The 25930-nt window shown below is 56.9% G+C and carries 24 protein-coding genes; 16 read left to right on the top strand and 8 right to left on the bottom strand.

The window, feature by feature from the left end; genetic code table 11:
• Positions 1–86: 86 nt before the first annotated feature.
• A complete protein-coding gene (gene ldtB / locus ACOKCT_RS02540; protein WP_103178805.1) occupies positions 87–1007 on the top strand; it encodes a L,D-transpeptidase in 921 nt (306 codons plus the stop codon).
• 812 nt (positions 1008–1819) lie between these two features.
• On the opposite strand, the gene ACOKCT_RS02545 is transcribed toward ldtB, so the two are convergent.
• The 5 genes from ACOKCT_RS02545 to mntR all read right to left on the bottom strand — a co-directional run bounded on the left by ACOKCT_RS02545 (position 1820) and on the right by mntR (position 7691).
• The gene (locus ACOKCT_RS02545; RefSeq protein ID WP_263951623.1) at positions 1820–3343 is read right to left on the bottom strand and encodes an efflux transporter outer membrane subunit; all 1524 of its coding nucleotides are present in this window, start codon (positions 3341–3343) and stop codon (positions 1820–1822) included.
• On the bottom strand, positions 3340–4911 hold the full coding sequence (locus tag ACOKCT_RS02550; protein ID WP_159339252.1) for a DHA2 family efflux MFS transporter permease subunit: 1572 nt from the start codon (positions 4909–4911) through the stop codon (positions 3340–3342). The genes ACOKCT_RS02545 and ACOKCT_RS02550 overlap by 4 nt, the downstream gene beginning before the upstream one ends.
• Entirely contained in the window at positions 4908–6008 is a 1101-nt protein-coding gene (locus tag ACOKCT_RS02555) for an HlyD family secretion protein (RefSeq protein WP_156654146.1), read from the bottom strand. The genes ACOKCT_RS02550 and ACOKCT_RS02555 overlap by 4 nt, the downstream gene beginning before the upstream one ends.
• Before the next feature lie 103 nt (positions 6009–6111).
• Positions 6112–7221: an anion transporter gene (locus ACOKCT_RS02560; RefSeq protein WP_159339253.1), complete on the bottom strand. Its 1110-nt coding sequence runs from the start codon at positions 7219–7221 to the stop codon at positions 6112–6114.
• On the bottom strand, positions 7218–7691 hold the full coding sequence (mntR, locus tag ACOKCT_RS02565; protein WP_103178799.1) for a manganese-binding transcriptional regulator MntR: 474 nt from the start codon (positions 7689–7691) through the stop codon (positions 7218–7220). The genes ACOKCT_RS02560 and mntR overlap by 4 nt, the downstream gene beginning before the upstream one ends.
• Before the next feature lie 183 nt (positions 7692–7874).
• Here mntR and mntS point away from each other — a divergent pair, with 183 nt between their 5' ends.
• Both mntS and ACOKCT_RS02575 read left to right on the top strand, forming a co-directional pair.
• A complete protein-coding gene (gene mntS, locus ACOKCT_RS02570) occupies positions 7875–8000 on the top strand; it encodes a manganase accumulation protein MntS (RefSeq protein WP_103178798.1) in 126 nt (41 codons plus the stop codon).
• Positions 8001–8279: 279 nt separating this feature from the next.
• Complete coding sequence (locus ACOKCT_RS02575) at positions 8280–9863, top strand: phosphoethanolamine transferase (RefSeq protein WP_159339254.1); 1584 nt, start codon at positions 8280–8282, stop codon at positions 9861–9863.
• Between the two features lie 279 nt (positions 9864–10142).
• Here the strand turns inward: ACOKCT_RS02575 and ompX are convergent, their stop codons facing one another.
• Positions 10143–10661, bottom strand: coding sequence for an outer membrane protein OmpX (ompX, locus tag ACOKCT_RS02580; protein ID WP_103178796.1), 519 nt, complete (start codon positions 10659–10661; stop codon positions 10143–10145).
• A 355-nt stretch (positions 10662–11016) separates the two neighbouring features.
• Between ompX and rhtA the strand changes: the two genes are divergently transcribed.
• The 6 genes from rhtA to ybiO all read left to right on the top strand — a co-directional run bounded on the left by rhtA (position 11017) and on the right by ybiO (position 17642).
• Positions 11017–11904, top strand: coding sequence for a threonine/homoserine exporter RhtA (gene rhtA, locus ACOKCT_RS02585; protein WP_156654142.1), 888 nt, complete (start codon positions 11017–11019; stop codon positions 11902–11904).
• A 279-nt stretch (positions 11905–12183) separates the two neighbouring features.
• A complete protein-coding gene (gene dps / locus ACOKCT_RS02590; protein ID WP_103178794.1) occupies positions 12184–12687 on the top strand; it encodes a DNA starvation/stationary phase protection protein Dps in 504 nt (167 codons plus the stop codon).
• A gap of 360 nt (positions 12688–13047) precedes the next feature.
• Positions 13048–13794, top strand: a complete 747-nt coding sequence (gene glnH / locus ACOKCT_RS02595) for a glutamine ABC transporter substrate-binding protein GlnH (protein WP_103178793.1) — start codon at positions 13048–13050, stop codon at positions 13792–13794.
• Between the two features lie 120 nt (positions 13795–13914).
• Positions 13915–14574, top strand: coding sequence for a glutamine ABC transporter permease GlnP (gene glnP / locus ACOKCT_RS02600; RefSeq protein WP_039029408.1), 660 nt, complete (start codon positions 13915–13917; stop codon positions 14572–14574).
• Entirely contained in the window at positions 14571–15293 is a 723-nt protein-coding gene (glnQ, locus tag ACOKCT_RS02605) for a glutamine ABC transporter ATP-binding protein GlnQ (protein WP_103178792.1), read from the top strand. The genes glnP and glnQ overlap by 4 nt, the downstream gene beginning before the upstream one ends.
• 135 nt (positions 15294–15428) lie before the next feature.
• A complete protein-coding gene (gene ybiO / locus ACOKCT_RS02610) occupies positions 15429–17642 on the top strand; it encodes a mechanosensitive channel protein (protein WP_156654140.1) in 2214 nt (737 codons plus the stop codon).
• A 34-nt stretch (positions 17643–17676) separates the two neighbouring features.
• Here the strand turns inward: ybiO and rlmF are convergent, their stop codons facing one another.
• On the bottom strand, positions 17677–18591 hold the full coding sequence (rlmF, locus tag ACOKCT_RS02615; protein WP_420193129.1) for a 23S rRNA (adenine(1618)-N(6))-methyltransferase RlmF: 915 nt from the start codon (positions 18589–18591) through the stop codon (positions 17677–17679).
• 241 nt (positions 18592–18832) lie between these two features.
• Here rlmF and mcbA point away from each other — a divergent pair, with 241 nt between their 5' ends.
• From mcbA to ybiJ, 5 genes are all read left to right on the top strand, one after another.
• A complete protein-coding gene (mcbA, locus tag ACOKCT_RS02620) occupies positions 18833–19093 on the top strand; it encodes a DUF1471 family periplasmic protein McbA (RefSeq protein ID WP_103178789.1) in 261 nt (86 codons plus the stop codon).
• Positions 19094–19365: 272 nt separating this feature from the next.
• A complete protein-coding gene (locus ACOKCT_RS02625) occupies positions 19366–21651 on the top strand; it encodes a catecholate siderophore receptor Fiu (protein ID WP_290511850.1) in 2286 nt (761 codons plus the stop codon).
• Positions 21652–21733: 82 nt separating this feature from the next.
• Positions 21734–22411, top strand: coding sequence for a PKHD-type hydroxylase YbiX (gene ybiX, locus ACOKCT_RS02630; protein WP_156654137.1), 678 nt, complete (start codon positions 21734–21736; stop codon positions 22409–22411).
• 72 nt (positions 22412–22483) lie between these two features.
• Positions 22484–22750, top strand: a complete 267-nt coding sequence (locus ACOKCT_RS02635; RefSeq protein ID WP_039029401.1) for a DksA/TraR family C4-type zinc finger protein — start codon at positions 22484–22486, stop codon at positions 22748–22750.
• A 285-nt stretch (positions 22751–23035) separates the two neighbouring features.
• Positions 23036–23296, top strand: coding sequence for a DUF1471 family protein YbiJ (gene ybiJ, locus ACOKCT_RS02640; protein ID WP_103178785.1), 261 nt, complete (start codon positions 23036–23038; stop codon positions 23294–23296).
• Positions 23297–23408: 112 nt separating this feature from the next.
• Here ybiJ and ybiB read toward each other — a convergent pair whose 3' ends face one another.
• Positions 23409–24371 (bottom strand): DNA-binding protein YbiB, encoded by a 963-nt coding sequence (gene ybiB / locus ACOKCT_RS02645; RefSeq protein ID WP_420193130.1) that lies wholly within the window; start codon positions 24369–24371, stop codon positions 23409–23411.
• Between the two features lie 280 nt (positions 24372–24651).
• Here ybiB and ACOKCT_RS02650 point away from each other — a divergent pair, with 280 nt between their 5' ends.
• Complete coding sequence (locus tag ACOKCT_RS02650; RefSeq protein ID WP_103178783.1) at positions 24652–25188, top strand: fimbrial protein; 537 nt, start codon at positions 24652–24654, stop codon at positions 25186–25188.
• A 57-nt stretch (positions 25189–25245) separates the two neighbouring features.
• A complete protein-coding gene (locus ACOKCT_RS02655) occupies positions 25246–25920 on the top strand; it encodes a molecular chaperone (protein WP_159339259.1) in 675 nt (224 codons plus the stop codon).
• The last annotated feature ends 10 nt before the right edge of the window (positions 25921–25930 follow it).

Genomic DNA, 25930 nt, shown 5'->3' on the forward strand with positions numbered 1-25930 from the left:
CGGGTGGGAATGCACATATAATGCGCTCCCTAAACCGTTCTGACTTTTAAACAACCTGCCAACGTGGCACAGATACCTCGCACAACATGAATATGAAATTAACTTCGCTTTTTGCGGCGGCGTTTGCCGTAGTAGGGTTTTGCAAGACCGCTTCTGCTGTCACCTATCCACTGCCAACCGACGGTAGCCGTCTGGTCGGTCAGAACCAGGTTGTGACCATTGAAGAAGGCAACAGCCAGCCGCTGGAATATTTCGCAGCAGAATATCAACTTGGCCTCTCCAACATGATGGAAGCTAACCCGGGCGTCGATCCGTACCTGCCGAAAGGCGGCACCGTGCTGAACATTCCTCAGCAGTTGATCCTGCCGGATACCGTGCATGAAGGTATCATCATCAACAGCGCCGAAATGCGTCTGTACTACTACCCGAAAGGCACCAACACCGTAATCGTGCTGCCAATCGGTATCGGCCAGCTGGGTAAAGATACCCCGATGAACTGGACCACCAAAGTTGAGCGTAAGAAAGCGGGCCCAACCTGGACCCCAACCGCGAAAATGCACGCGGAATACATTGCCGCGGGCGAGCCGCTGCCAGCCGTTGTGCCTGCGGGCCCGGATAACCCAATGGGTCTGTACGCGCTCTATATTGGCCGTCTGTATGCGATTCACGGCACCAATGCCAACTTCGGTATCGGCCTGCGCGTGAGCCACGGTTGTGTGCGTCTGCGTAACGACGACATCAAATTCCTGTTCGAAAACGTACCGGTGGGTACTCGCGTACAGTTCATCAACGAGCCGGTAAAAGCGACCACCGAGCCAGATGGCAGCCGTTACCTCGAAGTGCATAACCCGCTCTCTACCAGCGAAGAGCAGATCGACAATAACGTGACTGTGCCAATTACCCTGACCAGCAATGTGCAGGCGGTGACCGGCCAGCAGGATGTGGATGCGACGATTGTGGATCAGGCGATTCAGAATCGTTCGGGGATGCCGGTTCGGTTGAACTGATGGTAATAGGAACAATTCTGCTGAAACAGTGGAATTGTTCCGTTCACTAAAGCATCTCTGCATTATGTTCACCCCGCTGCGGTGAACGTGTTAAGGGGGCTATCGCCGCCCCCTTAACAATCCCGGCTCCCGGCAAAGAAAATCGCCGCTTCGCGGATTGTTCGCCCCATCCCTGGGGCTCACCCCTTCGGGGCCAGCGCAAGCGCTGTCCAAAATTGCTCCCGGCAATTTTGTCTTCAGCTTATTCCTTCCGGCTTTCGGGTCGGGCGTGATCCTACATCCATGTAGGTCACGCCCTCTCGGCGCATCCATGCGCCTCGCCCCGGCCTACAGGAAACGCTTCGGCGATTTTCAGCCGGACCTACGCTCCCTCCGCCTTCAGAATTTTTTGAATAAATTATTTAAATCCTTATTTCATTGCCTGAATGTGGCACGGGGGTTGAGTTCCCGCTGAAATCGGCGAACCGGAGACCGGATGACAAGGGCTGGACGCCAGGGATGGCGGCCAGAGGCGAATCGAGACAGACAAAATTGCTGGGAGCAATTTTGAACAACGCTTGCGTTGGCCCCGAAGGGGCGAGTCCCAGGGACGGGACGAGTAATCACGAGTTGAGCCGACCGCAGGCAGCAGGTCGGGAGGTGAGCGCAGTGCGAAGCACCGATTTCTTGCGGGGCCGCGGGGATTGAAAAGGGGGCCGCGGTGGCCCCCTTTTCCCGTTCACGTGTGATGGAACGTCATATTCTATCCGTCATAAAGTGAACGGAACTTGCCTCTGAAAGGCGAATATGCAATTTCTTTCCAAAGCGCTAAATCATCCCCTCGGCGCATCCCCAAACACAGCATAATCCGGCAGCTGCACCTCCTGATACGGCTCCCATCCCCCGCCAAGCGCTTTATAAAGCGCCACCAGATCCAGCGCGCTCTGTACCCGGGCCTGATCCCGCTGCTGCTGCGCCTGGGCCAGCTGGCGCTGGGCATCAAGCACGTCGATAAAGGTGGCGATCCCCTGACGATAGCTGCTGCTCGCCAGATCGAAAGCGTTTTGCAGCGCATCGATGGTTTTGCTTAATCCCGCCTCCCGCTTCTGGTCGGTGCGGTAGCTGACCAGCGCATTTTCCACATCCCCCAGCGCGGTAAGCACCGTCTGACGATAGTCCAGCACGGCGGCACCCTGCTGGGCACGGGCGACCTTCACGCTGGAGACCAGCCGTCCGCCCTGGAAGATGGGAATAGAGACCTGCGGCCCGACGCTGTAGAAGTGGCTGCTCCAGTCGGTGAGCCAGCTGGCCTCGCTGTTACGCAGCCCAAACTGGCCGCTGAGAGAGACGCTGGGGAAGAGCTGCGCCACCGACACGCCGATCTGCGCGGTGGCCGCATGCAGATTCGCCTCGGCCTCACGCACGTCCGGCCGGCGTCGCGCCAGCGTGGACGGGATCCCGGTGGGAACAATTTCCGGCAACGCGGGCAGCGGTTTGCTGGCCTGCAACTCGCCGTCCAGCGCCCCCGGCGGTTTGCCCAGCAGGATCGCCATGCCGTTCATCGCCTGCCGCGCCTGGGCTTCATACTGCGGAAGCTGCGCCTCCAGATTGCCGAGCTGGGCGCGGGCGTTCTCCACGTCCATCTGCGGCGACAGGCCGCCGCGCTGGCGGCTGCTGGTCAGATCCAGAGTCTGCTGCGCGCTCTCGATCTGGGTGTTGAGCGTCGCGATGCTGCTCTGGGCACCGCGCAGCTGGAGCCAGGCGCGGGCGACTTCCGCCTCCAGCGACACCAGCGCATCGTTGCGCTGCTCGATAGCCGCCTGCTGCTGAGCGTTGGCGGCTTCAACCTGGCGGCGCACCTTGCCCCACAGATCCAGCTCCCACTGGGCGTCAAAGCTGCCCTGATAGAGGTTAATCGGCTGGGTCAGCGGCCCCAGCGCCCCGCGCAATTCAGGGTCGACATCATCAAGCTGGTCGTACACGCCGTGGGATTTCAGCTCCCCCTCCAGCCCCAGCTGCTGCCGGGTAGCCTGCAGGTTGCCGTTCACCGCCGGGAAGAAGGCGCCGCCCGCCTGGTTGATCTGTTCCCGCGCCCCGGCGATGCGCAGCACGGTTTGCTGTAGCGACAGGTTGCCGGCGATGGCGCGCTCAATCAGGCTGTCCAACTGCGGATCGCCGAACGATTTCCACCAGCGAGGATTGATGGCGCTCGACGCGGTTTGTGATTTCACGCCGCCATCACCCGGATCGTTCCACTGGCTCGGGGTTTGCGGCGCGGGCTGCTGGTAATCAGGCCCTACGGCACAGCCTGCCAGCAGCAGCATTAACATCAGGGGGCTTAAACGTCGAATCATCAGTGTGCTCCTGCACTCCCCTCGCTCTTAACTGGCGAGAGCAACAAACAAAACGGAATCAGTAAGAGGGCCACCGCGCTCAGAATGGTGAAGACGTCCACGTAGGCCAGGAAACGCGACTGCTCAATCATCGCCTGGTACATGCGCCCGGTGGCGATGCCGGTGGGGTCGCCCACCTGGGTGGTAAAGTTCTGGATCGCCTGGGCCATCTCGCGGATCGTCTGCTGGAACGGCTCATCAAACGCCGAGGTATGCGTGGCGAGATGCGCGCTGTGGGCCTGGGAGCGCTCGGTAATGGCCGCCGTCGAGAGCGAAATACCGATCGACCCCGCTACGTTACGGAACATGGTAAAAAGCGCCGCAGCGTCGGCGTTCAGCCGCCGGGGGATCGAGATAAAGGCGATGGTGGTCAGAGGCACAAACAGGAACCCCAGCCCAATCGACTGGGCGCTGCGGAACAGCACCAGGGTCTCGAAGTCGATATCCGGCGTCAGCGTCCGCGACCAGAAGAAGGCCGTCGCCAGGCAGGCAAAGCCGAAGGCGATGATCCAGCGCGTCTGCACAATCGGCATCAGCTTCAGCACCAGCGGGATGGTCAGCACAATGAGGATCGCGCCGGGCGAGAGCACCAGCCCTGACCAGGTGGCGGTATAGCCCAGGTCCTGCTGCGCCAGCTGCGGGATCACCACCGAACTGCCGTAGAGGATCATCGCCATACCGGCCATCAGCAGGCTGGAGACGGCGAAGTTTTTATCCTTCATGCAGTGCAGATCCACCACCGGCTTTTTGGCATACAGCAGCCAGTAGATGGCGCCGATAATGCCGATCAACGTCAGGACGGCGAAGGTACGCGTAAAGTTCGAGTTAAACCAGTCTTCGTCTTCCCCGCGGTCGAGCATCACCTGCAGGCAGCCGAGGCCAAGGGCGATAAGCCCGATGCCGGTCCAGTCGACGGAGAGTTTCTCCTTCGATTTACTCTCCCAGGGCGGATCTTCCAGCAGCTGATAGATCGCCAGAACGGTCACTATCCCCACCGGAATGTTAATAAAGAACACCCAGCGCCAGGAGTAGTTATCGGTGATCCAGCCGCCGAGCGTCGGCCCCAGCACCGGGGCGACAATAATGGCGATGGACGACAGGCCAAAAGCCTTGCCGCGATCTTCCGGCTTAAAGTAGTCGAGCAGCACCGACTGCTGGGTCGGCTGCAGCCCGCCACCGAAGAAGCCCTGCAGAATACGGAACAGGATGATCTGCCAAAGCTCGGTGGCGATCCCGCACAGGAAGGAGCAGATGGTGAACATCACAATGCAGATCAGGAAGAACTGCTTGCGGCCAAAAAGCCGGCTCAGAAACGCCGAGATGGGGAGCACGATGCCGTTCGCCACCAGATAGCTGGTGAGCACCCAGGTGGATTCGTCATAGCTGGCGGAGAGTGAGCCCGCCACGTGGGGCAGCGCCACGTTCACGATGGTGGTATCAAGGATCTCCATAAACACCGCGAGGGTGACGACGATCGCCACCGCCCACGGGTTGCTGGCGGGCCGCCAGTTTTCATGGCTGTGGTCGGTCATTCCACGGTTACCTTCGGCTCAACCGACAGGCCCAGCGGCAGCGGCTTATTAGGGTCCAGCCCTTTATCAATGACAATTTTCACCGGCACGCGCTGGACGATCTTCACGAAGTTACCGGTGGCGTTCTCCGACGGGAAGGCGGCAAAGCGCGAGCCGCTCCCCTGCTGGATAGAGTCGACATGCCCTTCCAGCTCCATATCCGGCCAGGCGTCCACGCTCAGCGTAACCTTATTCCCGGGGCGCATCCGCTCCAGCTGGGACTCTTTGAAGTTGGCCACCACCCAGATATCGCTCGAAACCAGAGAAAAGAGCGCGGTGCCCGCCTGCACCAGGGTACCGGTCTGGACGTTGCGCTTCGTGATGTAGCCATCAAAGGGAGCACGCACCTGGGTGTAAGAGAGGTTCAGCTCGGCGGTCTCCAGCTGGGCGCGCGCCTGCTCCACCTGACGTTCCCGGGCTTCGACGTTGGTCTCCTGCTGACGAATTTGCAGTTGCACCTGGGAGGCCACCTCAAGCTGCGCTTTGGCGCTGGCTAGCTGGGCCTGGGCGCTGCGCAGCTGGGCATTGGCCGCGTCGATGCTCTGTTGGGTAGTGGCGCGGGGATCGACGCCGCGCTGACGGCGATACTCCGCCTGGGCATTGGCGAGATCGGCCTGGGCTTTAATCACCTGGGCATTCGCTTCGTCGCGCTGGGCGGGATATTGCACTTTCGAGAGGGCAAGCTGCGCCTGGGCCTGATGCAATTGGGCCTCGGCCAGACCCAACTGGGCTTTAGCCTGATCGCGCTGGGCGAGCGTATCCCGGGGATCGATGGTCACCAGCAGATCGCCTTTTTTCACCCGCTGGTTATCCCGCACCCGCAGTTCGGTGACGTAGCCTGCGGTTTTCGGGGCGATGGTGACGGCGTCGCCTTCGGTGAAGGCATCGTCGGTGGTCTCCTGGTTTCGGGTCATCATCCACCAGACCAGGGCCACGATGACCATCACGATCACCACAATACCCAGAATAATCAGCGGTTTTTTGCCGGGGCGTTTACGTTCAGTCTCTTTATTGTCTTTATTATCTGCGTCGTCAGAGGTGTGGTTTTCTTCGGCCATAGAACAGCATCCATCCTGTTAGTGAGCGGTATCACCATTTATACCGCTCACTAAAGTTAGGACGTTGCTATACATTTGCCAGGAAAAACTGACAAAGAGGGCACTATATGAGAAGGAATAATCCGAAACCGACGAACCCGGCCCAGACCAGCATCGGCAGCGACCAAAGATGGAAGCGCCACCAGATACGACGATCGTTTGCCATCCGCAGGGCGATGAGGTTAGCGAGGGATCCCGGCAGCAGACCAAAGCCCCCAACGTTTACCGCCCAGGCCAGCAACGCCGTCGGCGGCACATAGTTCAGCAGCAGAATGGTAGAGGGCACGTTGCTGATAAACTGCGACAGCCCGATGGCGGTCAACCACAGTCCCGGCTGCGACAGATGGGTGACATTTTGCAGTACGCCCTGCAACGCCGGGACCTGAATCAGCAGGTGCACATCGATAAACATCGCCATAAACACCAGCAGTAGCGTCCAGTCGACGCTTATCAGCACCCGACGCGCCAGCAGCAGGAAGCCCCCCGCTACCAGCAGCACTCCCCATGGCTCCTGCTTCAGATCGAGGGCCACCAGAAAGACCAGATAGAGCGCCAGACAACTCCACGCCAGCCGCGGTTTCGCCTGGGCGACGGCGCTGCCGCTGTGGTAGCGCAGCGGCGTTGCCGGGAAAGCAAACCAGCACAGCAGCGCCAGGGTGAGCATCATCACCAGCGCCAGCGGCGCCATCTGCCAGGTAAAGGCGGCGAACGACAGCCCGGAGCGCCCCCATAGCAGGATGTTTTGCGGATTACCAATCGGGGTCAACAGCGACCCGGCGTTAACCGCCAGCGCCTCGAAGATGATCATCCGGTTGACCGGGATTTCGCACAGCTTGCGCAGCGTGAGCGTCAGCGGCACCACGATAAACAGCGCCACATCATTGGTCAGGAAGGTGGAGAGCAGCGCGGCAGAGAAGACCATAAACAGCGCCAGGCGCCGCTCGGTAGCGAAACGGCGCACCATCTTGCGCCCGAGTACGTCAAAAAAGCCGCTCTGCTCGACCCCTTTGGTGAGCATCATCAGTCCGGCGAGGGTAATAATGGTGTGCCAGTCGATGGCGGCAGGCCAGCGCTCAGGTGCGAAGGGCACCAGAAAACTGAGTCCAATCCCGACTACCAGCAACAGATGAAAGAAGCGATCGCGGGCCAGCGCCCGCAGGCCTGGAAAGGTCATTCTGCGGCGGATCCGTGTTTCAGCGTAAAGGCCAGGAACTGCTGCAACGTCTCTTCGCTAACGTGGTGTTCCATCCCCTCAGCATCCCGGCGGGCAATCTCAGGGCTTACGCCCAGCACCAACAGGAAGTTTTCGACAATCTGATGGCGCTCGCGGCTCGCCTGCGCCAGCTTTTCCCCTTCCGGAGTGAGAAAGACGCCGCGCCAGGGGATCATTTCGATCAGGCCCACCGTGGCCAGACGCTTGAGCATTTTTGCCACCGTCGGCTGCGAGACGCCGAGACGCGCCGCCATATCCACCTGACGGGCCTCCCCTACTTCGCGGATCAGATCCGAGATCAGCTCGACATAGTCATCAATCAGTTCGCGGCGATGCGCTTCGCGAACCTGGCGAAAGCCTTCGACATGCTCTTCGACATTGACCAGTTGCGTCATTTTTTTTGTTGTTGGTTTACCTGCACGGCGATTCATTGTGCTTCCTCAATCCGGTGACACATCAAGCGTATCAATGCATAAGCGGCCATTGTAAACCATCGCTACACAAGCACAAAAAATTAACGTAATAGCCATAGCTATACAACATAGCCTGTGCTATATCTGTATGTAATGCAGTCACCCTTCAGGGATCGAAGGGATCAACCCGCAGGAGGTCACATGAACGAATTCAAGAGGTGTATGCGCGTGTTTAGCCACTCTCCCTTTAAGGTACGCTTAATGCTGCTGAATATGATTTGCGACATCATCAACGGCAAGCCAGAGCAGAACAAACCTTCCCACTAAGCGGCGTCGCGGTACGCCGCTTCATTTTTTTGTCATTTATCATCGCTATACTCCCTCGCGGACGGCTATTCCCCGATCTTTTTTACGGAAATGCAGCCCTCTTCGCAAAACACCCCTTTTATATCTGTTGACGTTATACCTTACTGGCTCTATCTTCTTGCAGCCCTGCACTTTTTGCGGCTCGCAGATGCGGACCTCAATCCCCCTTCTACGCATTCTCAGGCAGGTTTTGACCCTTGGCGCCAGGGTGAGCACATGGCGTTTTCGCGATAGTGACCTATGAATTTAACCCTGAAAGAGACGCTCATTACCCGCAGCCGGGCCTTAAGCCCGTGGACGGGATTCTATTTTTTACAGTCGCTGCTGATTAACTTTGCCCTGGGCTACGAATTCAGCCTGCTGTATGCCGTTGCCTTCACCTGTATCCTGCATCTGTTATGGCTCGGCGCGCCGCGACTGCAGAAAGGGGTGGTTGGGATCTGCTCGCTGGTGGCGGCCATGTATTTCCCGTTTGGTCAGGCCTACGGCGCGCCAAACTTTAATACCCTGCTGGCGATGCACTCCACCAACATGGAAGAGTCGACGGAGATCCTCACCATCTTCCCGTGGTACAGCTATATTGTCGCCCTGTTTATCTTTGCGCTCGGCGTGATTGCCGTGCGCCGTAAGCCCCAGCCCAGAAACGCGTGGAGCAAAATCGACAGTCTGTGCCTGGTCTTCAGCGTGGTGGCCTTTTTCGTCGCCCCGGTGCAGAACCTGGCCTGGGGCGGCGTCTTCAAGCTGAAAGATACCGGCTATCCGGTGTTTCGCTTCGTCAAAGATGTGGTGGTGAACAACCAGGAAGTGGTTGAAGAGCAGGCCCGGATGGCCGAACTGTCACAGATGAAGGACACCTGGAACGTGCTGGGGGTAAAACCGAAGTATCACATCTATATGGTGGTGATCGGTGAAAGTGCCCGCCGCGATGCGCTGGGGGCGTTTGGCGGCCACTGGAATAACACCCCGTTTGCCAGCAAGGTCAACGGCACCCTGTTTACCGATTACATTGCCGCCAGCGGTTCAACCCAGAAGTCGCTGGGGCTGACGCTTAACCGGGTAGTGGATAACAAGCCACAGTATCAGGATAACTTTGTGACCCTCGCCAACCGCGCGGGCTTCCAGAGCTGGTGGTTCTCCAACCAGGGGCAGATCGGGGAATACGATACCGCCATCGCCAGCATTGCCAAACGGGCTGACGAAGTGCATTTCCTGAAAAGCGGTGATTTCGAGGCGGATAAAAATACCCGGGATGAGGCGTTACTGAAGATGACCGAACAGGTCTTCAGCAGCCATCGCACCCAGCCGCAGCTGATCGTTCTGCACCTGATGGGCTCCCACCCGCAGGCCTGCGATCGCACTCAGGGGAAATATGCCGAGTTCGTGCAGTCGAAAGAGACCTCGTGCTATCTCTACACCATGACCCAGACCGATGACCTGCTCAGCAAGCTCTATGCCCAGCTACAAAACACCGGCGAGAGCTTCTCGATGGTCTATTTCTCCGATCACGGGCTGGCGTTCAAGGAGCGTGGAAAAGAGGTGCAGTATCTGGCGCACGACGACGCTTATCAGCAGAACTTCCAGGTGCCGTTTATGGTGTTGTCGAGCGATGACAAAGCCCATCGCATCATCAAAACGCGCCGCTCGGCGAATGATTTCCTGAGCTTCTTCTCGCAGTGGACGGGGATCACGGCCAAAGAGATCGCGAATAAGTACCGCTTCCTGTCAAACGACAAAGCGCCGCCGGTGTATGTGACCAACTTTAAATTACAGAAAGTGGATTACAACCATCTGGGGACGGATCTCTTTGAGACGAAAAGCCGGTAGGTTGTTAGCCCCCACCTATCGGTCCGCAACCATGGTCTGCTCCCTCTCCCTTGAGGGAGAGGGTTGGGGTGAGGGAGAGCATGCGCCTCGCCCCGGCCTTCCGGAAACGCTTCGGCGATTTTCAGCCGGACCAGGGAGCCGCTGTAAGTTAGCGATTTTTTTTAGAATTTGATCATTGCTGTAGACGCGAAATATTCCTGGTGGCTCTTCAGCGCACAGGGAAGGACAAAAACAAAAAAACCCGCCGAAGCGGGTTTTTATATTGGCTCACCGAAGTGATTAGAAGCGGTAACCTACGCCCGCGATCCAGGTGCCAACGTCAACGTTACGGATGCGGCTCTGCTCATAGGAGAAGTCCAGCGCAACGTTTTCAACTGGGTTGAACTGCATACCTGCGCCATAGGAGAAGCCGTAGTCGCTGTTGCTTGCAGTACGGTTGAAGCCCTGGTTTTCAGTCTGCTGGAATTTACCGTAGCCAACACCCACAACACCGTAGATGCTTGCCCAGTCGTTCAGACGGTAAGCCGGGCCAGCGGTGATGCCGTAGTACTGACCTTTGTTGTACGCGCCGTCTTCAGAACGGTCTTTCTCGGTGTAGGTGAAGGAACCGATAACACCCAGTGGGTTGTTATCCTGCTCGTAGCGATATTTCAGGTTGAAACCGTTGGTTTTGTTCATCACGCCCTGCATATCGCTCTGAGCGTAACCGCCAGTAACGGTAGAAGTATCCGCCATTGCGGAACCTGCGGTAACAGCCAGAACTGCCGCCAGTGCTGAAAGACATGCAATTTTTTTCATAACCACCTCAAATGTGCTTCAAGTAAATCCGTAAGTTTTAAATATATCAAAAAAACTTGTGAAACTCTTTGTGATTCATGATGTCTAACGCGGGTTTTCATGTAACTAAACATTTCCACCAGCAGCTATCTTATTCAAAAAACACCAGATTTGTGTTTCAATCAGCTAATTTTGCGCGTCAGTCACAATACATTCATCCAGACGATTCCTAAACTGTTACAGAAATCATCCGCTCGTGTGACGCCATTTTACGGATTTGTGACGACTTTTTTTCAACAAAGTCTCAACCGCCCGGCGTTATTTCCTTTACACTCCTCCTCTTTACTTCCTTTGACACAAACTGACAGGAGAAAGGATGCCTGGGTTGTCTCGCAGGGCGCCGGTCTGGTTGCCCGTCATCGTTATCCTTATTGCTATGCTCTCCATTCAGAGCGGCGCGTCGCTGGCAAAATCGCTCTTTCCGCTAGTGGGTGCCCCTGGCGTGACGGCGCTGCGTATTGCGCTCGGCACCCTCATTCTGGTTGTGATTTTTAAACCCTGGCGGCTGCGCTTTCAGAAGGAGCAGCGCCTGCCCCTGCTGTTTTACGGGCTTTCTCTGGGGGCGATGAACTACCTCTTCTACCTGTCGATTCAGACGGTGCCGCTGGGGATCGCCGTGGCGCTGGAGTTCACCGGCCCGCTAGCGGTAGCCCTTTTCTCCTCCCGACGTCCGGTAGACTTTATCTGGGTGGTGCTGGCGGTGCTCGGGCTATGGTTTCTCCTGCCGCTGGGCCAGGACGTCTCGCACGTTGATCTCACTGGTGCGGCGCTGGCGCTGGGGGCCGGTGCCTGCTGGGCCATCTATATTCTGACCGGACAGCGCGCAGGAGAAGAGCACGGCCCGGCCACGGTCGCCCTCGGATCGCTTATCGCCGCCATTGTTTTCGTTCCGCTGGGGATGGCTCAGGCCACCGAATCGATCTGGCAGTGGTCAATCCTGCCGGTGGGGCTGGCGGTGGCGGTGCTCTCCACCGCGCTCCCCTACTCACTGGAGATGATTGCCTTAACACGCCTGCCGACGCGTATTTTCGGCACCCTGATGAGCATGGAACCGGCGCTGGCGGCAATATCCGGGATGGTGTTTCTTGGCGAATCCCTGACCTTCACCCAGACTCTGGCGCTCTGCTCAATCATTGCCGCCTCGATGGGTTCGACCCTTACCCTGCGCCGGGAGAGTAAAGTCGAAGAGGTGGATATCCGCTAGCAGGCGTTATTTTGCCGGGGAGCGGCTTCCCGGCAAAATATTCCCATTCGCATTAGCGTCATTATTTTGAAATATCTCCCTCCCCTCCCTCAAAGCCCTTAAAAAATAAGATTAATTTACCCGCATATATCCATATTGTTTTATTTTCAATAGGTTACATATAACAACCAACCTTTCACTATTAAACCGATAGGCAGTACCCGGTCGCGCTATCTATAGCCAGTGCTATACTTAATCTCGAAATAACTTTGGACGCCAACATCAAGAGGAAATGAGATTATGCCTACCGCTAAACTGGTAAAAACAAAAGCACCTAATCTGCTGTATACCCGTAACGATGTGTCAGACAGCGATAAGAAAGCGACGATTGAGCTGCTGAATCGCCAGGTGATCCAGTTCATTGACCTGTCTCTGATTACTAAACAGGCTCACTGGAATATGCGCGGTGCCAACTTTATTGCTGTGCATGAGATGCTGGATGGCTTCCGCACTGCACTGACTACCCACCTGGATACCATGGCCGAACGTGCCGTGCAGCTGGGCGGTGTGGCGCTGGGTACTACCCAGGTGATTAACAGCAAAACGCCGCTGAAGAGCTACCCGCTGGATATCCACAGCGTTCAGGACCACCTGAAAGAGCTGGCGGATCGTTATGCCGTGGTCGCTAACGATGTGCGTAAAGCGATTGGCGAAGTGAAAGACGAAGACACGGCGGATATCCTCACCGCGGCTTCCCGCGACCTGGATCAGTTCCTGTGGTTCATCGAATCTAACATCGAGTAATCCATAGCTTTTTGCTATTACACCCTCGCCCTCGGCGGGGGTTTTGCACTTTCATGGTGCAGTCATTTCTCCTCTCCCCCGGCAAACGTAAAGCATTTGTAATAATCACCTCACACAATCGTTAATGAAAGATTGTTTTCTCATCAATATTTGCGCTAAATAGCATAACCGTTAGTGATGGCGTTTCGCTGCACCAAAACAGTGCTTCGTTATGGTGCAACTGACCGCCATTGTGACCTTTTTTGTGCAATGAAATCCGTCCTGGCCTTGCAAAAACAACACGTTGTAAAGTTGGCACGATTTTTTCATAGAGCGTTCGTTCTCGCAGGGGATCGCCCCGTGGATATAAAAGGAAATGCTATGAAGTCTGTATTAAAAGTTTCACTGGCTGCACTTACCCTGGCTTTTGCGGTCTCTTCTCAGGCTGCTGATAAGAAACTGATTGTTGCCACCGACACCGCCTTCGTACCGTTCGAATTTAAACAGGGCGACCAGTACGTTGGTTTTGATGTGGATCTGTGGGCGGCTATCGCCAAAGAACTGAAGCTGGACTACACCCTGAAGCCAATGGACTTCAGCGGTATCGTGCCGGCCCTGCAAACCAAAAACGTTGACCTGGCGCTGGCCGGTATCACCATTACTGACGCACGTAAAAAAGCGATCGACTTCTCTGACGGCTACTACAAAAGCGGCCTGCTGGTGATGGTGAAAGCGGATAACAACGACGTTAAAAGCGTGAAAGATCTCGACGGCAAAGTGGTTGCGGTGAAGAGCGGCACCGGTTCTGTTGATTACGCCAAGGCAAATATCAAATCGAAAGATCTGCGCCAGTTCCCGAACATCGACAACGCCTACATGGAACTCGGCACCAACCGTGCTGACGCCGTGCTGCACGACACGCCAAACATCCTTTACTTCATCAAAACCGCAGGCAATGGCAAGTTCAAAGCGGTAGGTGATTCCCTGGAAGCACAGGAATACGGTATCGCCTTCCCGAAAGGCAGCGACGAGCTGCGTACTAAAGTGAATGGCGCGCTGAAAACCCTGCGCGAGAACGGCACCTACAACGAAATCTATAAAAAATGGTTCGGTACTGAACCTAAATAAAACAGCCTGTTAAACAGGAACTGTACTGCCCGGTGACGCTTGCGTTGACCGGGCCTACAATTGTAACCATCCCCCTGATGGTTAATTGTCTGTTTTCACCACGGTATACAGGAACTCATCATGCAGTTTGACTGGAGCGCCATCTGGCCCGCCATTCCTCTTTTGCTTGAAGGCGCCAAAATGACCCTGTGGATTTCGGTCCTCGGTCTGGTTGGCGGGTTGATTATCGGCCTTGTCGCCGGTTTTGCCCGCACCTACGGCGGCTGGATAGCCAACCACGTAGCGCTGGTTTTCATCGAAGTTATCCGCGGGACGCCGATTGTGGTGCAGGTGATGTTTATCTACTTCGCCCTGCCGATGGCCTTTACCGACCTGCGGATTGACCCGTTCAGCGCGGCGGTGGTCACCATCATGATCAACTCGGGCGCCTATATCGCCGAGATCACCCGCGGTGCGGTACTGTCGATCCACAAAGGCTTCAGCGAGGCCGGTCTGGCGCTGGGTCTCTCCCGTCGCGAAACCATCCGCCACGTGATCCTGCCGCTGGCGCTGCGCCGCATGCTGCCACCGCTGGGTAACCAGTGGATCATCAGCATTAAAGATACCTCCCTGTTCATTGTTATCGGCGTGGCTGAACTGACCCGTCAGGGCCAGGAGATCATTGCCGGTAACTTCCGTGCGCTGGAGATCTGGAGCGCCGTGGCCGTGGTCTATCTGATTATTACACTGGCGCTGAGCTTCGTGCTGCGTCGTCTTGAAAGAAGGATGAAAATCCTGTGATTGAATTTAAAAACGTCTCCAAGCACTTCGGTCAGACCCAGGTGCTGCACAACATCGACCTGACTATTCAGACCGGCGAAGTGGTGGTCATTATCGGGCCGTCCGGCTCCGGCAAATCGACCCTGCTGCGCTGCATCAACAAGCTGGAGGAGATCACCAGCGGCGATCTGATTGTCGATGGCCTGAAGGTTAACGACCCGAAAGTGGACGAGCGCCTGATCCGCCAGGAAGCGGGCATGGTGTTCCAGCAGTTTTATCTCTTCCCGCACCTGACGGCGCTGGAAAACGTGATGTTTGGCCCCCTGCGCGTGCGCGGCGCCGACAAAGCGGCAGCCGAGCGGCTTGCAAAAGAGCTGCTGGCGAAAGTGGGGCTGGCGGAGCGCGGGCATCACTACCCGTCCGAGCTCTCCGGCGGTCAGCAGCAGCGCGTGGCCATCGCCCGTGCGCTGGCGGTGAAACCGAAGATGATGCTCTTCGATGAGCCAACCTCGGCCCTCGACCCGGAACTGCGCCACGAAGTGCTGAAAGTTATGCAGGATCTGGCGGAAGAAGGGATGACTATGGTGATCGTGACCCACGAAATCGGCTTTGCCGAGAAAGTGGCCTCACGCCTGATCTTTATCGACAAAGGCCGTATTGCCGAAGATGGCAATCCGCAGACGTTGATTGAGAACCCACCGAGCCAGCGTTTGCAGGAGTTTTTGCAGCACGTTGCGTAAGTTTTTGCCCTTTGTAAGCCGGGTAGGCGTAGCCGTCACCCGGCTTTTTTATTGCCGGAATTCTCCCAAAAACCCCCCGCCCCCGCGCGCCTTCTATACTTATCACTTTGCACAATTTTGTCACCGGAGGACATCGTGCCGTGGATTTTGCTGCTCCTGATAAGCCTGTTTTGTCTGCCTGCCCAGGCCGTCAGCCTGCCGGGCATTCCCGCCGCCACCGCCAGCGAGCAGAGCACGCCGCCACCGGAGCCGGACGTTGAGCAGAAAAAGGCGGCCTACTCGGCGCTGGCTGATGTGCTGGAAAATGACGCCTCGCGCAAGGAGCTGATCGATCAGCTGCGCAGCGTGGCTGCCACACCGCCTGAGACACCGGTGCCTAAAATAACCCCACCGGAGATCACCGACGAGAAAACGGTGCTGGAGAACGTCACTGATATCAGCCGTCACTATGGCGATGCCCTCGCCTCCCGTTTCGCCCAGCTCTACCGCAACCTGATCGGCTCCCCGCATAAGGCCTTTAACCCGCAAACCTTCACCGCCGCCGCGCAGCAGTTTCTGATCCTGGCCGGACTGGTCTTTGCCTTTTACTGGATGGTGAGGCTCTGCGCCTGGCCGTTGTACCGCAAAATGGGGAGCTGGGGGCGCAAAAAGAACCGCGAAACCAGCAGCTGGGTTCATCTGCCGCTGACCATCGCCGCGGCCTTTATTATCGATCTGCTGCTGCTGGCGCTAACCCTGTTTATTGGCCAGATGCTGCGTGAGTATCTCAACACCGGCAACCCGACCATTGCCTTCCAGCAGGCGCTGTTCCTCAATGCCTTCGCGCTGATTGAATTCTTTAAAGCGATCCTGCGGTTGATATTTTGCCCGCGGGTGCCCGATCTACGACCTTTCGCCATTAACGACAGCGCCGCGCAGTACTGGTCGCTACGCCTGAGTATTCTGAGCGGCCTTATCGGCTATGGCCTGCTGGTAGCGGTGCCGATTATCTCCAATCAGGTCAACGTGCAGATTGGCGCTCTGGCCAACGTGCTGATCATGCTCTGTATTACCGTCTGGGCGCTGTACCTGATCTTTCATAACAAGCGCGCCATTACCGAAGGGCTGCTCCACCTTGCCGACCGTTCGCTGGCCTTCTTCAGCCTGTTTATTCGCGCTTTCGCGCTGGTGTGGCACTGGCTGGCGAGCGCCTATTTTATTGTGCTCTGCTTCTTCTCCCTCTTCGATCCGGGCAACAGCCTGAAATTTATGATGGGGGCGACCTTCCGCAGCCTGGCCATCGTCGGCATTGCCGCCTTCGTGTCGGGGCTGCTCTCGCGCTGGCTGGCTAAAACCATCACCCTCTCGCCGCACGTGCAGCGCAGCTATCCGGAGCTGCAAAAACGGCTCAACGGCTGGATCTCCGTGTCGCTGAAGGTGGCGCGGTTCCTGACAGTCTGCGTCGCCATTATGCTGCTGCTCAGCGCCTGGGGGTTGTTCGACTTCTGGAACTGGCTGCACAACGGCGCAGGGGAGAAGACGGTCGATATTCTGATCCGTATCGCGCTGATCCTCTTCTTCTCCGCCATCGGCTGGACGATCCTGGCGAGCCTGATCGAGAACCGGCTGGCGTCAGATATTCATGGCCGGCCACTGCCCAGCGCCCGCGCCCGAACGCTGCTGACGCTGTTCCGTAACGCGCTGGCGGTGGTCATCAGCACCATTACCATCATGATTGTGCTCTCGGAAATTGGCGTCAACATCGCTCCGCTGCTGGCAGGGGCCGGGGCGCTGGGGCTGGCGATCTCTTTTGGCTCCCAGACGCTGGTGAAGGACATCATCACCGGGATCTTTATTCAGTTTGAAAACGGGATGAATACCGGGGATCTGGTGACCATCGGGCCGCTGACCGGCACGGTGGAGCGGATGTCGATTCGTTCGGTGGGGGTGCGGCAGGATACCGGGGCGTATCACATTATTCCGTGGTCATCGATCACTACCTTCGCCAACTTTGTCCGCGGCATCGGGTCGGTGGTGGCGAACTATGACGTGGACAGGCATGAAGATGCCGAAAAAGCGAAAGACGCGCTGAAAGCGGCGGTGGATGAGCTGCTGGAGAGGGAGGATATTCGCGGGCTGATTATCGGCGAGCCGTCGTTTGCCGGGATTGTCGGCCTGACCAGCACCGCCTTTACCCTGCGTGTGTCGTTCACCACCCAGCCGCTGAAACAGTGGACGGTGCGTTTCGCCCTCGACAGCATGGTGAAAAAACACTTTGACCAGGCGAACGTGCGGATGCCGGTGCAGATGTATCAGCTGCTGCCGTCGCCGGGCCCGACACCACCGTCACCGCAGGAGCCCACCCTGTAGCCCCGGTAAGCGCAGCGCCACCGGGGAGAAGCGGTTAACGCTGGCGGCGTTTGGCGTTGTCCATAAAGGTCCAGGCGATAAAGCGGCTCTGCTTCTGTCCCTGGGCCATCTCTTTCTTCACCACTTTGACCGCACCGATATCGGTCAGGGCGCGGTAGAGCGGCGGCAGGTTTTCGCTGCGGGAGACCAGGGTAGTAAACCACTTCACCTGACGGGCAAACTGGGCGCTTTCGGCAATCATCTTCGTGATAAAGGCCACTTCGCCGCCTTCGCACCACAGCTCCTGCTGCTGGCCGCCGAAGTTCAGCGCGGCATTGGCCGCCTGGCCGAGGTTGCGACGCTTACGCTCGCTGCCCGCCCGGGCGGATTCAGCGGAATCATGGAACGGCGGATTACACAGGGTGGCATCGTACTGTTCGTTTTTATGGATAATACCCGTGAAGATTGCCGAGGCCTCTTTCTGACGACGCAGACGGATGGCGCGGCTCATGCCGGGGTTACCGTTAATGATGGCCGTGGCGCTGGCAAACGCCTGCGGGTCCACTTCGCTGCCGGTAAAGCGCCAGCCATATTCATGCACACCAATCAGCGGGTAAATGAGGTTCGAGCCGGTGCCGATATCCAGGAGGGTTGCCTCTGCGGGAGCGACGCCGTTGTTACCCTCCGCCAGCAGATCGGCGAGATGGTGAATGTAGTCGGCACGCCCCGGCACCGGTGGGCAGAGATAGCCGTCCGGAATATCCCACTGCGTCACCCCGTAGAAATGCATCAGCAGCGCTTTATTCAGCGTCTTCACCGCCTGTGGATCGGCGAAGTTCACCGTTGGCTCGCCTGTGGGCGTCTGGGTGATAAATTCGCGCAGCGCCGGACAGCTCTCGCATAAGGCATTCATGTCGTAACGGCTACGGTGGCGGTTGCGAGGATGCAACCCCGGCTTCTGGGATGTCATGGCGTTCTCCTGTAAACAGCGGCGTAAGATACCCGTTGCGGGCGCAACGGTAAATATTTCTCTGCGCCGCAGAATAAAACACCAGAAATCAGTCACCTGTATGTCGCTGATTTGTCATGGAATTGTCAAAAAATGTCGTTCAAAAAATAAGCAGATCATCATCAATTTTTTGCCCTAAATCACGCTCTGAGCCGTTCTACACTTACTGTGCATCACCCGTTGTCAATCAGAGGAAGTGATTATGAAAAAATACCTGGTAATGCTCGCTGCCGCTTCACTGGCAGGTGCGTCGTTTGCTGCATGGTCAATCGAATCACTCAGCAATGGCGATACCGGTCAACTTAGACCCGCCGGAACCGTGCAGGCTTCTGGCGCAAGAGACCTTGACGATCTGCAGGACAAACTGGCTGAAAAAGCGCGTGAACAAGGTGCTAAAGGCTACGTGGTGAATTCTGCCAGCGGCGACAACACCATGTTCGGTACCGCCACGATTTACAAGTAATCCCCCGCTCTGCACTGCATACTGCATCCCCCGGGGTGCAGTTCATTTTTTGCCCAAAATCCACTTTGTGAAGTTTTTTAGCAGGCAATGTAAATTTACGTATTTCATTTTGTTGACGAGAGTGATAAAAAGTGACGCCAAATGATAATGTTTATCACAATAATTATCATTTGTAGGCTCATTACGGATGTAGCGTGGCACAGGATAAGGCGCAGACCTGCCTGACAACGTAATGAAAACTCAATACTAAAAATTATAAGTCGCTAAACATTATGGATAAAAATCGCAACGTTCCGAACAGCTTTAACTCGCTGACCTTTTTTGCGGGTCTGTGTATCGGCCTTTCCCCGGTGGCGACAGCGCTTGCCGCAGACAGCACGGATAACAAACCTGACGATACCCTGGTGGTGGAGGCCGCCCAGCCTTCGCTCTATGCCCCGCAGAAATCTGCCGACGCCAAATTCAGTCGCCCGGTGGCAGACACCACCCGTACCATGACGGTGATCTCCGAGCAGGTGCTGAAGGATCAGGGCACCACCAATCTGACCGACGCGTTGAAAAACGTTCCGGGTGTTGGCGCCTTTTTCGCCGGTGAAAACGGCAACTCCACCACCGGCGACGCGGTCTACATGCGCGGCGTGGATACCTCGAACAGCATCTACGTTGACGGTATTCGCGACATCAGCACCACCACCCGTGACACCTTCAACACCGAACAGGTGGAAGTGATCAAAGGGCCGTCCGGCAGCGATTACGGACGCAGCGCCCCGAGCGGCTCGATCAATATGATCAGCAAACAGCCGCGTCTGGATTCCGGTATTGATGCCTCTGCCAGCATTGGCAGCGCCTATATGCGCCGTGGAACCCTCGATATTAACCAGGTGATGGGCGATACCTCGGCGTTTCGTCTGAACCTGATGGGTGAAAAAACTCACGATGAAGGGCGCGATAACGTTAAAAACGAGCGCTACGGCGTGGCCCCTTCCCTCGCCCTGGGGCTGGGAACGGAAAACCGCCTCTACCTGAACTACCTGCATGTCACCCAGCACAACACCCCGGACGGCGGGATCCCGACTATCGGGTTGCCGGGCTACTCTGCCCCCTCGGCGGGCACCGCGGCGCTGAATCACTCCGGCAAGGTGAACACCAGCAACTTCTACGGCACCGATTCCGATTATGACGATTCTACGTCTGACACCGCCACGATGCGCTTTGAGCACGACTTTAACGACAACACCACCCTGCGCAACACCACGCGCTGGTCGCGGGTGAAGCAGGATTATCTGATGACCGCCGTAATGGGTGGCGCCAGCAACATCACCCAGCCTGACCGTAATAATGTGGACACCTGGACCTGGTCGCGCCTCGCCAACACCAAAGATGTCAGCAATAAGATCCTGACCAACCAGACCAACCTGACCACTAAATTCTATACCGGCAGCGTCGGCCACGATATCAGTACCGGAGTGGAGTTCACCCGTGAAACCCAGACCAACTACGGCGTGGATGCCATCACCCCGCCGCCGGTCAATATCTATCATCCGAACAGCAACGTCGATATTGGCGGCCTGAACAACAATGGCGCTAATGCCAATGGCCGGACCGATACCTTCGGTCTGTACGCCTTCGATACGTTGCAGGTCACCCGTGATTTCGAGCTGAACGGCGGGATTCGTCTCGATACCTACCATACCGACTATGACAGCGCCAGCATCTGCGGCGGCACGGGGCGTGGGGCTGTGGCCTGCCCGGCCGGCACGCCGAAAGGTTCCCCGGTCACGACGATCGATACCGCTACCTCCGGTAACCTGGTCAACTGGAAGGCTGGGGCGCTTTATCACCTGAACGAATACGGCAACGTCTATGTGAACTACGCCATCTCCCAGCAGCCGCCGGGCGGCAACAACTTCGCGCTGGCCCAGGGCGGAACAGGCAGCAGCGCCAACCGCACCGACTTTAAGCCGCAGAAGGCCAAAACCAGCGAGCTGGGCACCAAATGGCAAGTGCTCGATAAGCGTCTGCTCCTGACCGCGGCAGTCTTCCGCACCGACATCGAAAACGAAGTCGAGCAGAACGACGACGGCACTTACTCCCAGTACGGTAAAAAACGCGTCGAAGGCTATGAGCTGTCGGCAGCCGGTAACATCACCCCGGCCTGGCAGGTGATCGGCGGCTATACCCAGCAGCGCGCCAGCGTGCGCACCGGCAATGACGTGGCGCAGGATGGCACCTCATCTCTGCCCTATACCCCGGAACATGCCTTTACCCTGTGGAGCCAGTACCAGGCCACGGACGATCTCTCCGTTGGCGCAGGCGCCCGCTATATTGGCAGCATGCACCGCGGCGCTGACGGCGCGGTGGGTACGCCGTCGTTCACCGAAGGGTACTGGGTGGCGGATGCCAAACTGGGCTATCGCGTCAACCGCAACCTCGACATGCAGCTCAACGTCTACAACCTGTTTGATGAAGACTATGTCGCCTCCATCAACAAGAGCGGCTACCGTTACCATCCGGGCGAGCCGCGCACCTTTATGTTAACGGCGAACATGCACTTCTGATCCTCTGGGGGGGCTGGCTCCCCATGCTTCAGTGCACGTCTGATCCGCGTGGGGCTTTAGCCCCACGCTTCGGAGAATTATTATGATGTATCACATTCCGGGCGTGCTGAACGCCGATGAGGTAGCGCACTTTTGCGCCCAACTGGAGCAGGCCCCGTGGATTGACGGGCGCGCCACGGTAGGCAACCAGGGGGCGCAGGTTAAAAACAACCAGCAGGTAGACACCCAAAGCCCGCTGTATGCCACGCTACAGGCCGCGGTATTGCAGGCGGTGAATCAGCACCCGCTCTTTTTTGCCGCCGCTCTGCCGCGCCAGATCTCAAGCCCGCTGTTTAACCGCTACCAGCAGCAGGAGACCTACGGTTTTCACGTTGACGGCGCCGTGCGAAGCCATCCGCAAAGCGGCTGGATGCGGACCGATCTCTCCGCCACCCTCTTTTTAAGCGACCCCGACAGCTACGAGGGCGGCGAGCTGGTGGTGAACGACACCTACGGCCAGCACAGCGTCAAGCTCCCGGCGGGCGATCTGGTACTCTATCCCTCCAGCAGCCTGCACTGCGTCACGCCGGTCACCCGCGGTGTGCGGGTAGCCTCCTTTATGTGGATCCAGTCGATGATCCGCGACGATAAAAAGCGCGGCATGCTGTTCGAGCTGGATCGCAACATCCAGACCCTTCGTGCCCGTCACGGCGAAAGCGACGAAGTGCTCTCCCTGCTGAATCTCTATCACAACCTGCTGCGTGAATGGTCTGAAATCTAGCCGTTCGCCTTGATTGTACGTTTTTTGGCCCCATAGTTACGGAACAGCGCAATAACCTGTCAGGAGGGGTCTATGGCTTCCGGTTGGGCGAATGATGATGCCGTTAACGAACAGATCAACAGTACCATTGAAGATGCAGTGGCGCGGGCGCGGGGCGAAATTCCGCGAGGCGAAAGCCTGAAATTCTGCGAAGAGTGTGAAGAGCCGATCCCCGAAGCGCGGCGCAAGGCGGTGCCTGGCGTGCGGCTTTGCATCGCCTGTCAGCAGGAGAAAGATTCACATAATGCATCACATGCAGGATATAATCGCAGAGGATCGAAAGACAGCCAGTTACGCTGACTGCTATGCTGGCTATGAGGCCACGCAAGCGATTACTTTTTTGTGCACGAATTTTAGCCCCTGGTTTGGCAAAATGTGCCCTCTCCGTCCCGTCTGTAAAGCGCAACGGCAAGAAACGTAAATCCATTCACTGAATTTATTAATATTCAATAACTTATTTGTCATTCAAATTTTTCGAAGGATGGCGTCAATTCTCTTCGATTTTATCTCTCGCAAAAAAACGTGATACTTATCACATCGACGGAACAACGTCCCCTTAACAGAATAACCTGCGAGATACTGACCATGAAAACCATCAAATATGCTGTCGCTGCTGTTGCCCTGACCACTCTCTCTTTCGGTGCTTTCGCTGCGGAATCTGTGACCGCTGCCCAGGCAAACAGCATGAATAAAATCGGTGTGGTCAGTGCAGAAGGCGCGACCACGCTGGATGGCCTGGAAGCACGCCTGGCGGCGAAAGCTGAAGCCGCGGGCGCGACCGGTTATACCATTACCTCCGCTAATACCAACAACAAGCTGAGCGGCACCGCGGTTATCTACAAATAACCTGACCCTTATCTCTGCTCTGCTCGCCGGTTCGCTGGCGAGATGTTCCAACCCTCATTGACCCTGTTGTTATTTTTTTGGCCCGTCCATCGCTGGACGGGCCTTTTTTTAGTTAAAAACTCTGGTTAACCCGCGCCAGACCGGCCTCCACCGTCTCCACCTGGCCGCTCGCCAGCAGGCAACAGGTCATCTGCAGCTTCAGGGAGTGCGGCACCGCTTCGCGCCCGGCGAGGCAGCCCTCAATCCAGCGAGCCGTGGTTTCAGCATCCTTCGCTTGCGGCAGAACAACGTCGCTGTTCTCTTCGCCGCGCTCCAGCACCACCCGGGTGCCCGCCGCATCAATCAGCGTTAGCTGCGGACAGCGCTGCGGGTTGGCATAGACTTCGCCTTCCGTCCCGTGCATCAGAAGCCCTCTGCCACCGATATCGGCAAAAAATGTCGCCACGCGGGTGACATATTCCGGGTGCGACACGCTGGAAAGGCGGAGCGCGGCATCTTCTGCAAACGGCGTCGCCAGCTTCGCCAGGGTATGGGCGCTGTTACGCACCCCCATACGCCAGCGCATCGCCAGCTGTTTTTCCAGCGGCGGACAGAGAGTACTCACCGGGATATAGACCGGATGATGCCCATCCAGCTTCGCCTGCGCCTGGCCGCCGTGACGGGTCGGCTCAATGCCCAGCAGGGTGAAAATGGTTTCCGTCAGCACGCGGGTCGGATCTTCACTCACGCCGTGCACCACCACCGGGAAACCCAGCTTATGCAGCAGGATCGCCAGCAACGGGGTCAGGTTGGCTTGCTTACGCGCCCCGTTATAACTTGGGATCACCACCGGCATCGGCTTTGCGACCGGGGGCGTCAGGCGCAGGGTTTGTGCCTGCATCGCCTCATAGAAGCCCCGCATTTCGCCTTCGCCCTCACCCTTAATGCGCAGCGCAATCAAAATGCCGCCCATCTCCAGGTCCGGCACCTCACCGTTCAGCATCGCGGTATAGAGGGCCCGGGCGGTCTCCTGATCCAGGTCGCGGGCATGATTTTTCCCTCGACCGACCTCTTTAATAATTTTGCGATAATCCACGATCGTTCTCCTTGTGACATCTTATTAACACTATAGCGTTGATAAGGGGCCATCGAACAGACATTTCTCTTATCGCTATCGGGTAAAATCAAAATTAACACGTTGTATTTTCAGTAAAAATTATATTGCAACCGCTAATGAAATTACTATTGACCAGGCCGATGTTTATTATTCTGCAATAAATTACGTAAATTAGCCCCCGATAAAAAGTCGCCCCGCTTTTTTCCAAAAACTAATCACAACGGATGTTATAAACACCGGAATTCACTCAGGAATTATTATGCGTAAAATTGTCTCCGGCACCTTTATTGCCACTGCATTATGTTGTTCTGTCTCTGCCTGGGCTGCAACCAGCGGCGAGGGGCAAATTAATTTTACGGGTGAGATCATTGATTCCGCCTGCCAGGTGGTCAATGGCGTCAGCAGCCCGCTGGATGTGTCCCTTGGCAAAGTGTCACAAACGGCCTTCACCGGTTCTGGTTCCACCACCGGCACCATCCGATTTGATATTCAACTGAAAGACTGCCCGGAAACCATCACCAGCGCGGCCATCACCTTTGGTGGCTCCGCTGACGGCACCAACGCCAACGTGCTGGCCGTCACCCCAGGCACCGGTGCGGCAACCGGCGTGGGTATTCAGTTGCTGGATAAAACCGAAAATCCGCTGAGCCTCTATACCGCCTCGACCAGCTATACCCTGCAGTCTGGCACCACTACCAACGATCTGGTATTTGGCGCACGCTATATCCAGACCGGCAGCACCATCACCGCCGGTCCGGCGAATGCCGTCTCCACCTTTACCGTAATGTACAACTAATCCTGTTACGCCTGGCCCCTGCGGCCAGGCGCTGTCAGCTTTATTCAGAGTCCCACCATGCGTAAATCTATTTTCATCGCCTCCCTGTTAGTCATGACCACCGCCGCTCACGCCGGGGTGATTATCGAAGGGACCCGTTTAATTTATCAGGGAGATAAAAAAGAAGCGTCGTTAGGGATTTCCAACCCGGATAACCTCGACTACCTGGTGCAGTCCTGGGTAGAGAACGTTGATGCCGGGCGGGATAAAGCGCCGTTTCTTATCACCCCGCCGCTGTTTCGCCTCGATGGCAGACAGGACAACGTCCTGCGCGTCGTGCGCACCGGGGGCAATCTGCCAGCCGATCGCGAATCGCTCTACTGGCTGAATATTAAATCTATCCCCTCTACCTCCCCGAACGAGAGCAGCAACACCCTGCAAATCGCCATTAAAACGCGGATCAAACTGATCTACCGTCCGAGAGGAGTGAGCGGCAAGCCGGATGAGGTGGCAGATAAATTACGCTGGCATAAACAGGGGAATAACCTGGTGGTGAGCAACCCGACACCGTTTTACATGAACTTCCAGTCCATCACCGTAGGCGGCAAAAAAGTCAGCAATGTCACCTGGGTGGCTCCCGACAGCGACGCGCACTTTGCCGTGCCGGGCGGCATCACCGGCAACACGGTTTCCTGGAAAATTATCAACGATTATGGCGCGGTGAGCCACGCCCTGTCTGCACCACTGCAATAAGCCCGACGCC

The sequence above is a fragment of the Leclercia sp. M-A074-M genome, assembly GCF_965195605.1.
In the GTDB taxonomy this organism is placed as follows: Bacteria; Pseudomonadota; Gammaproteobacteria; order Enterobacterales; family Enterobacteriaceae; genus Enterobacter.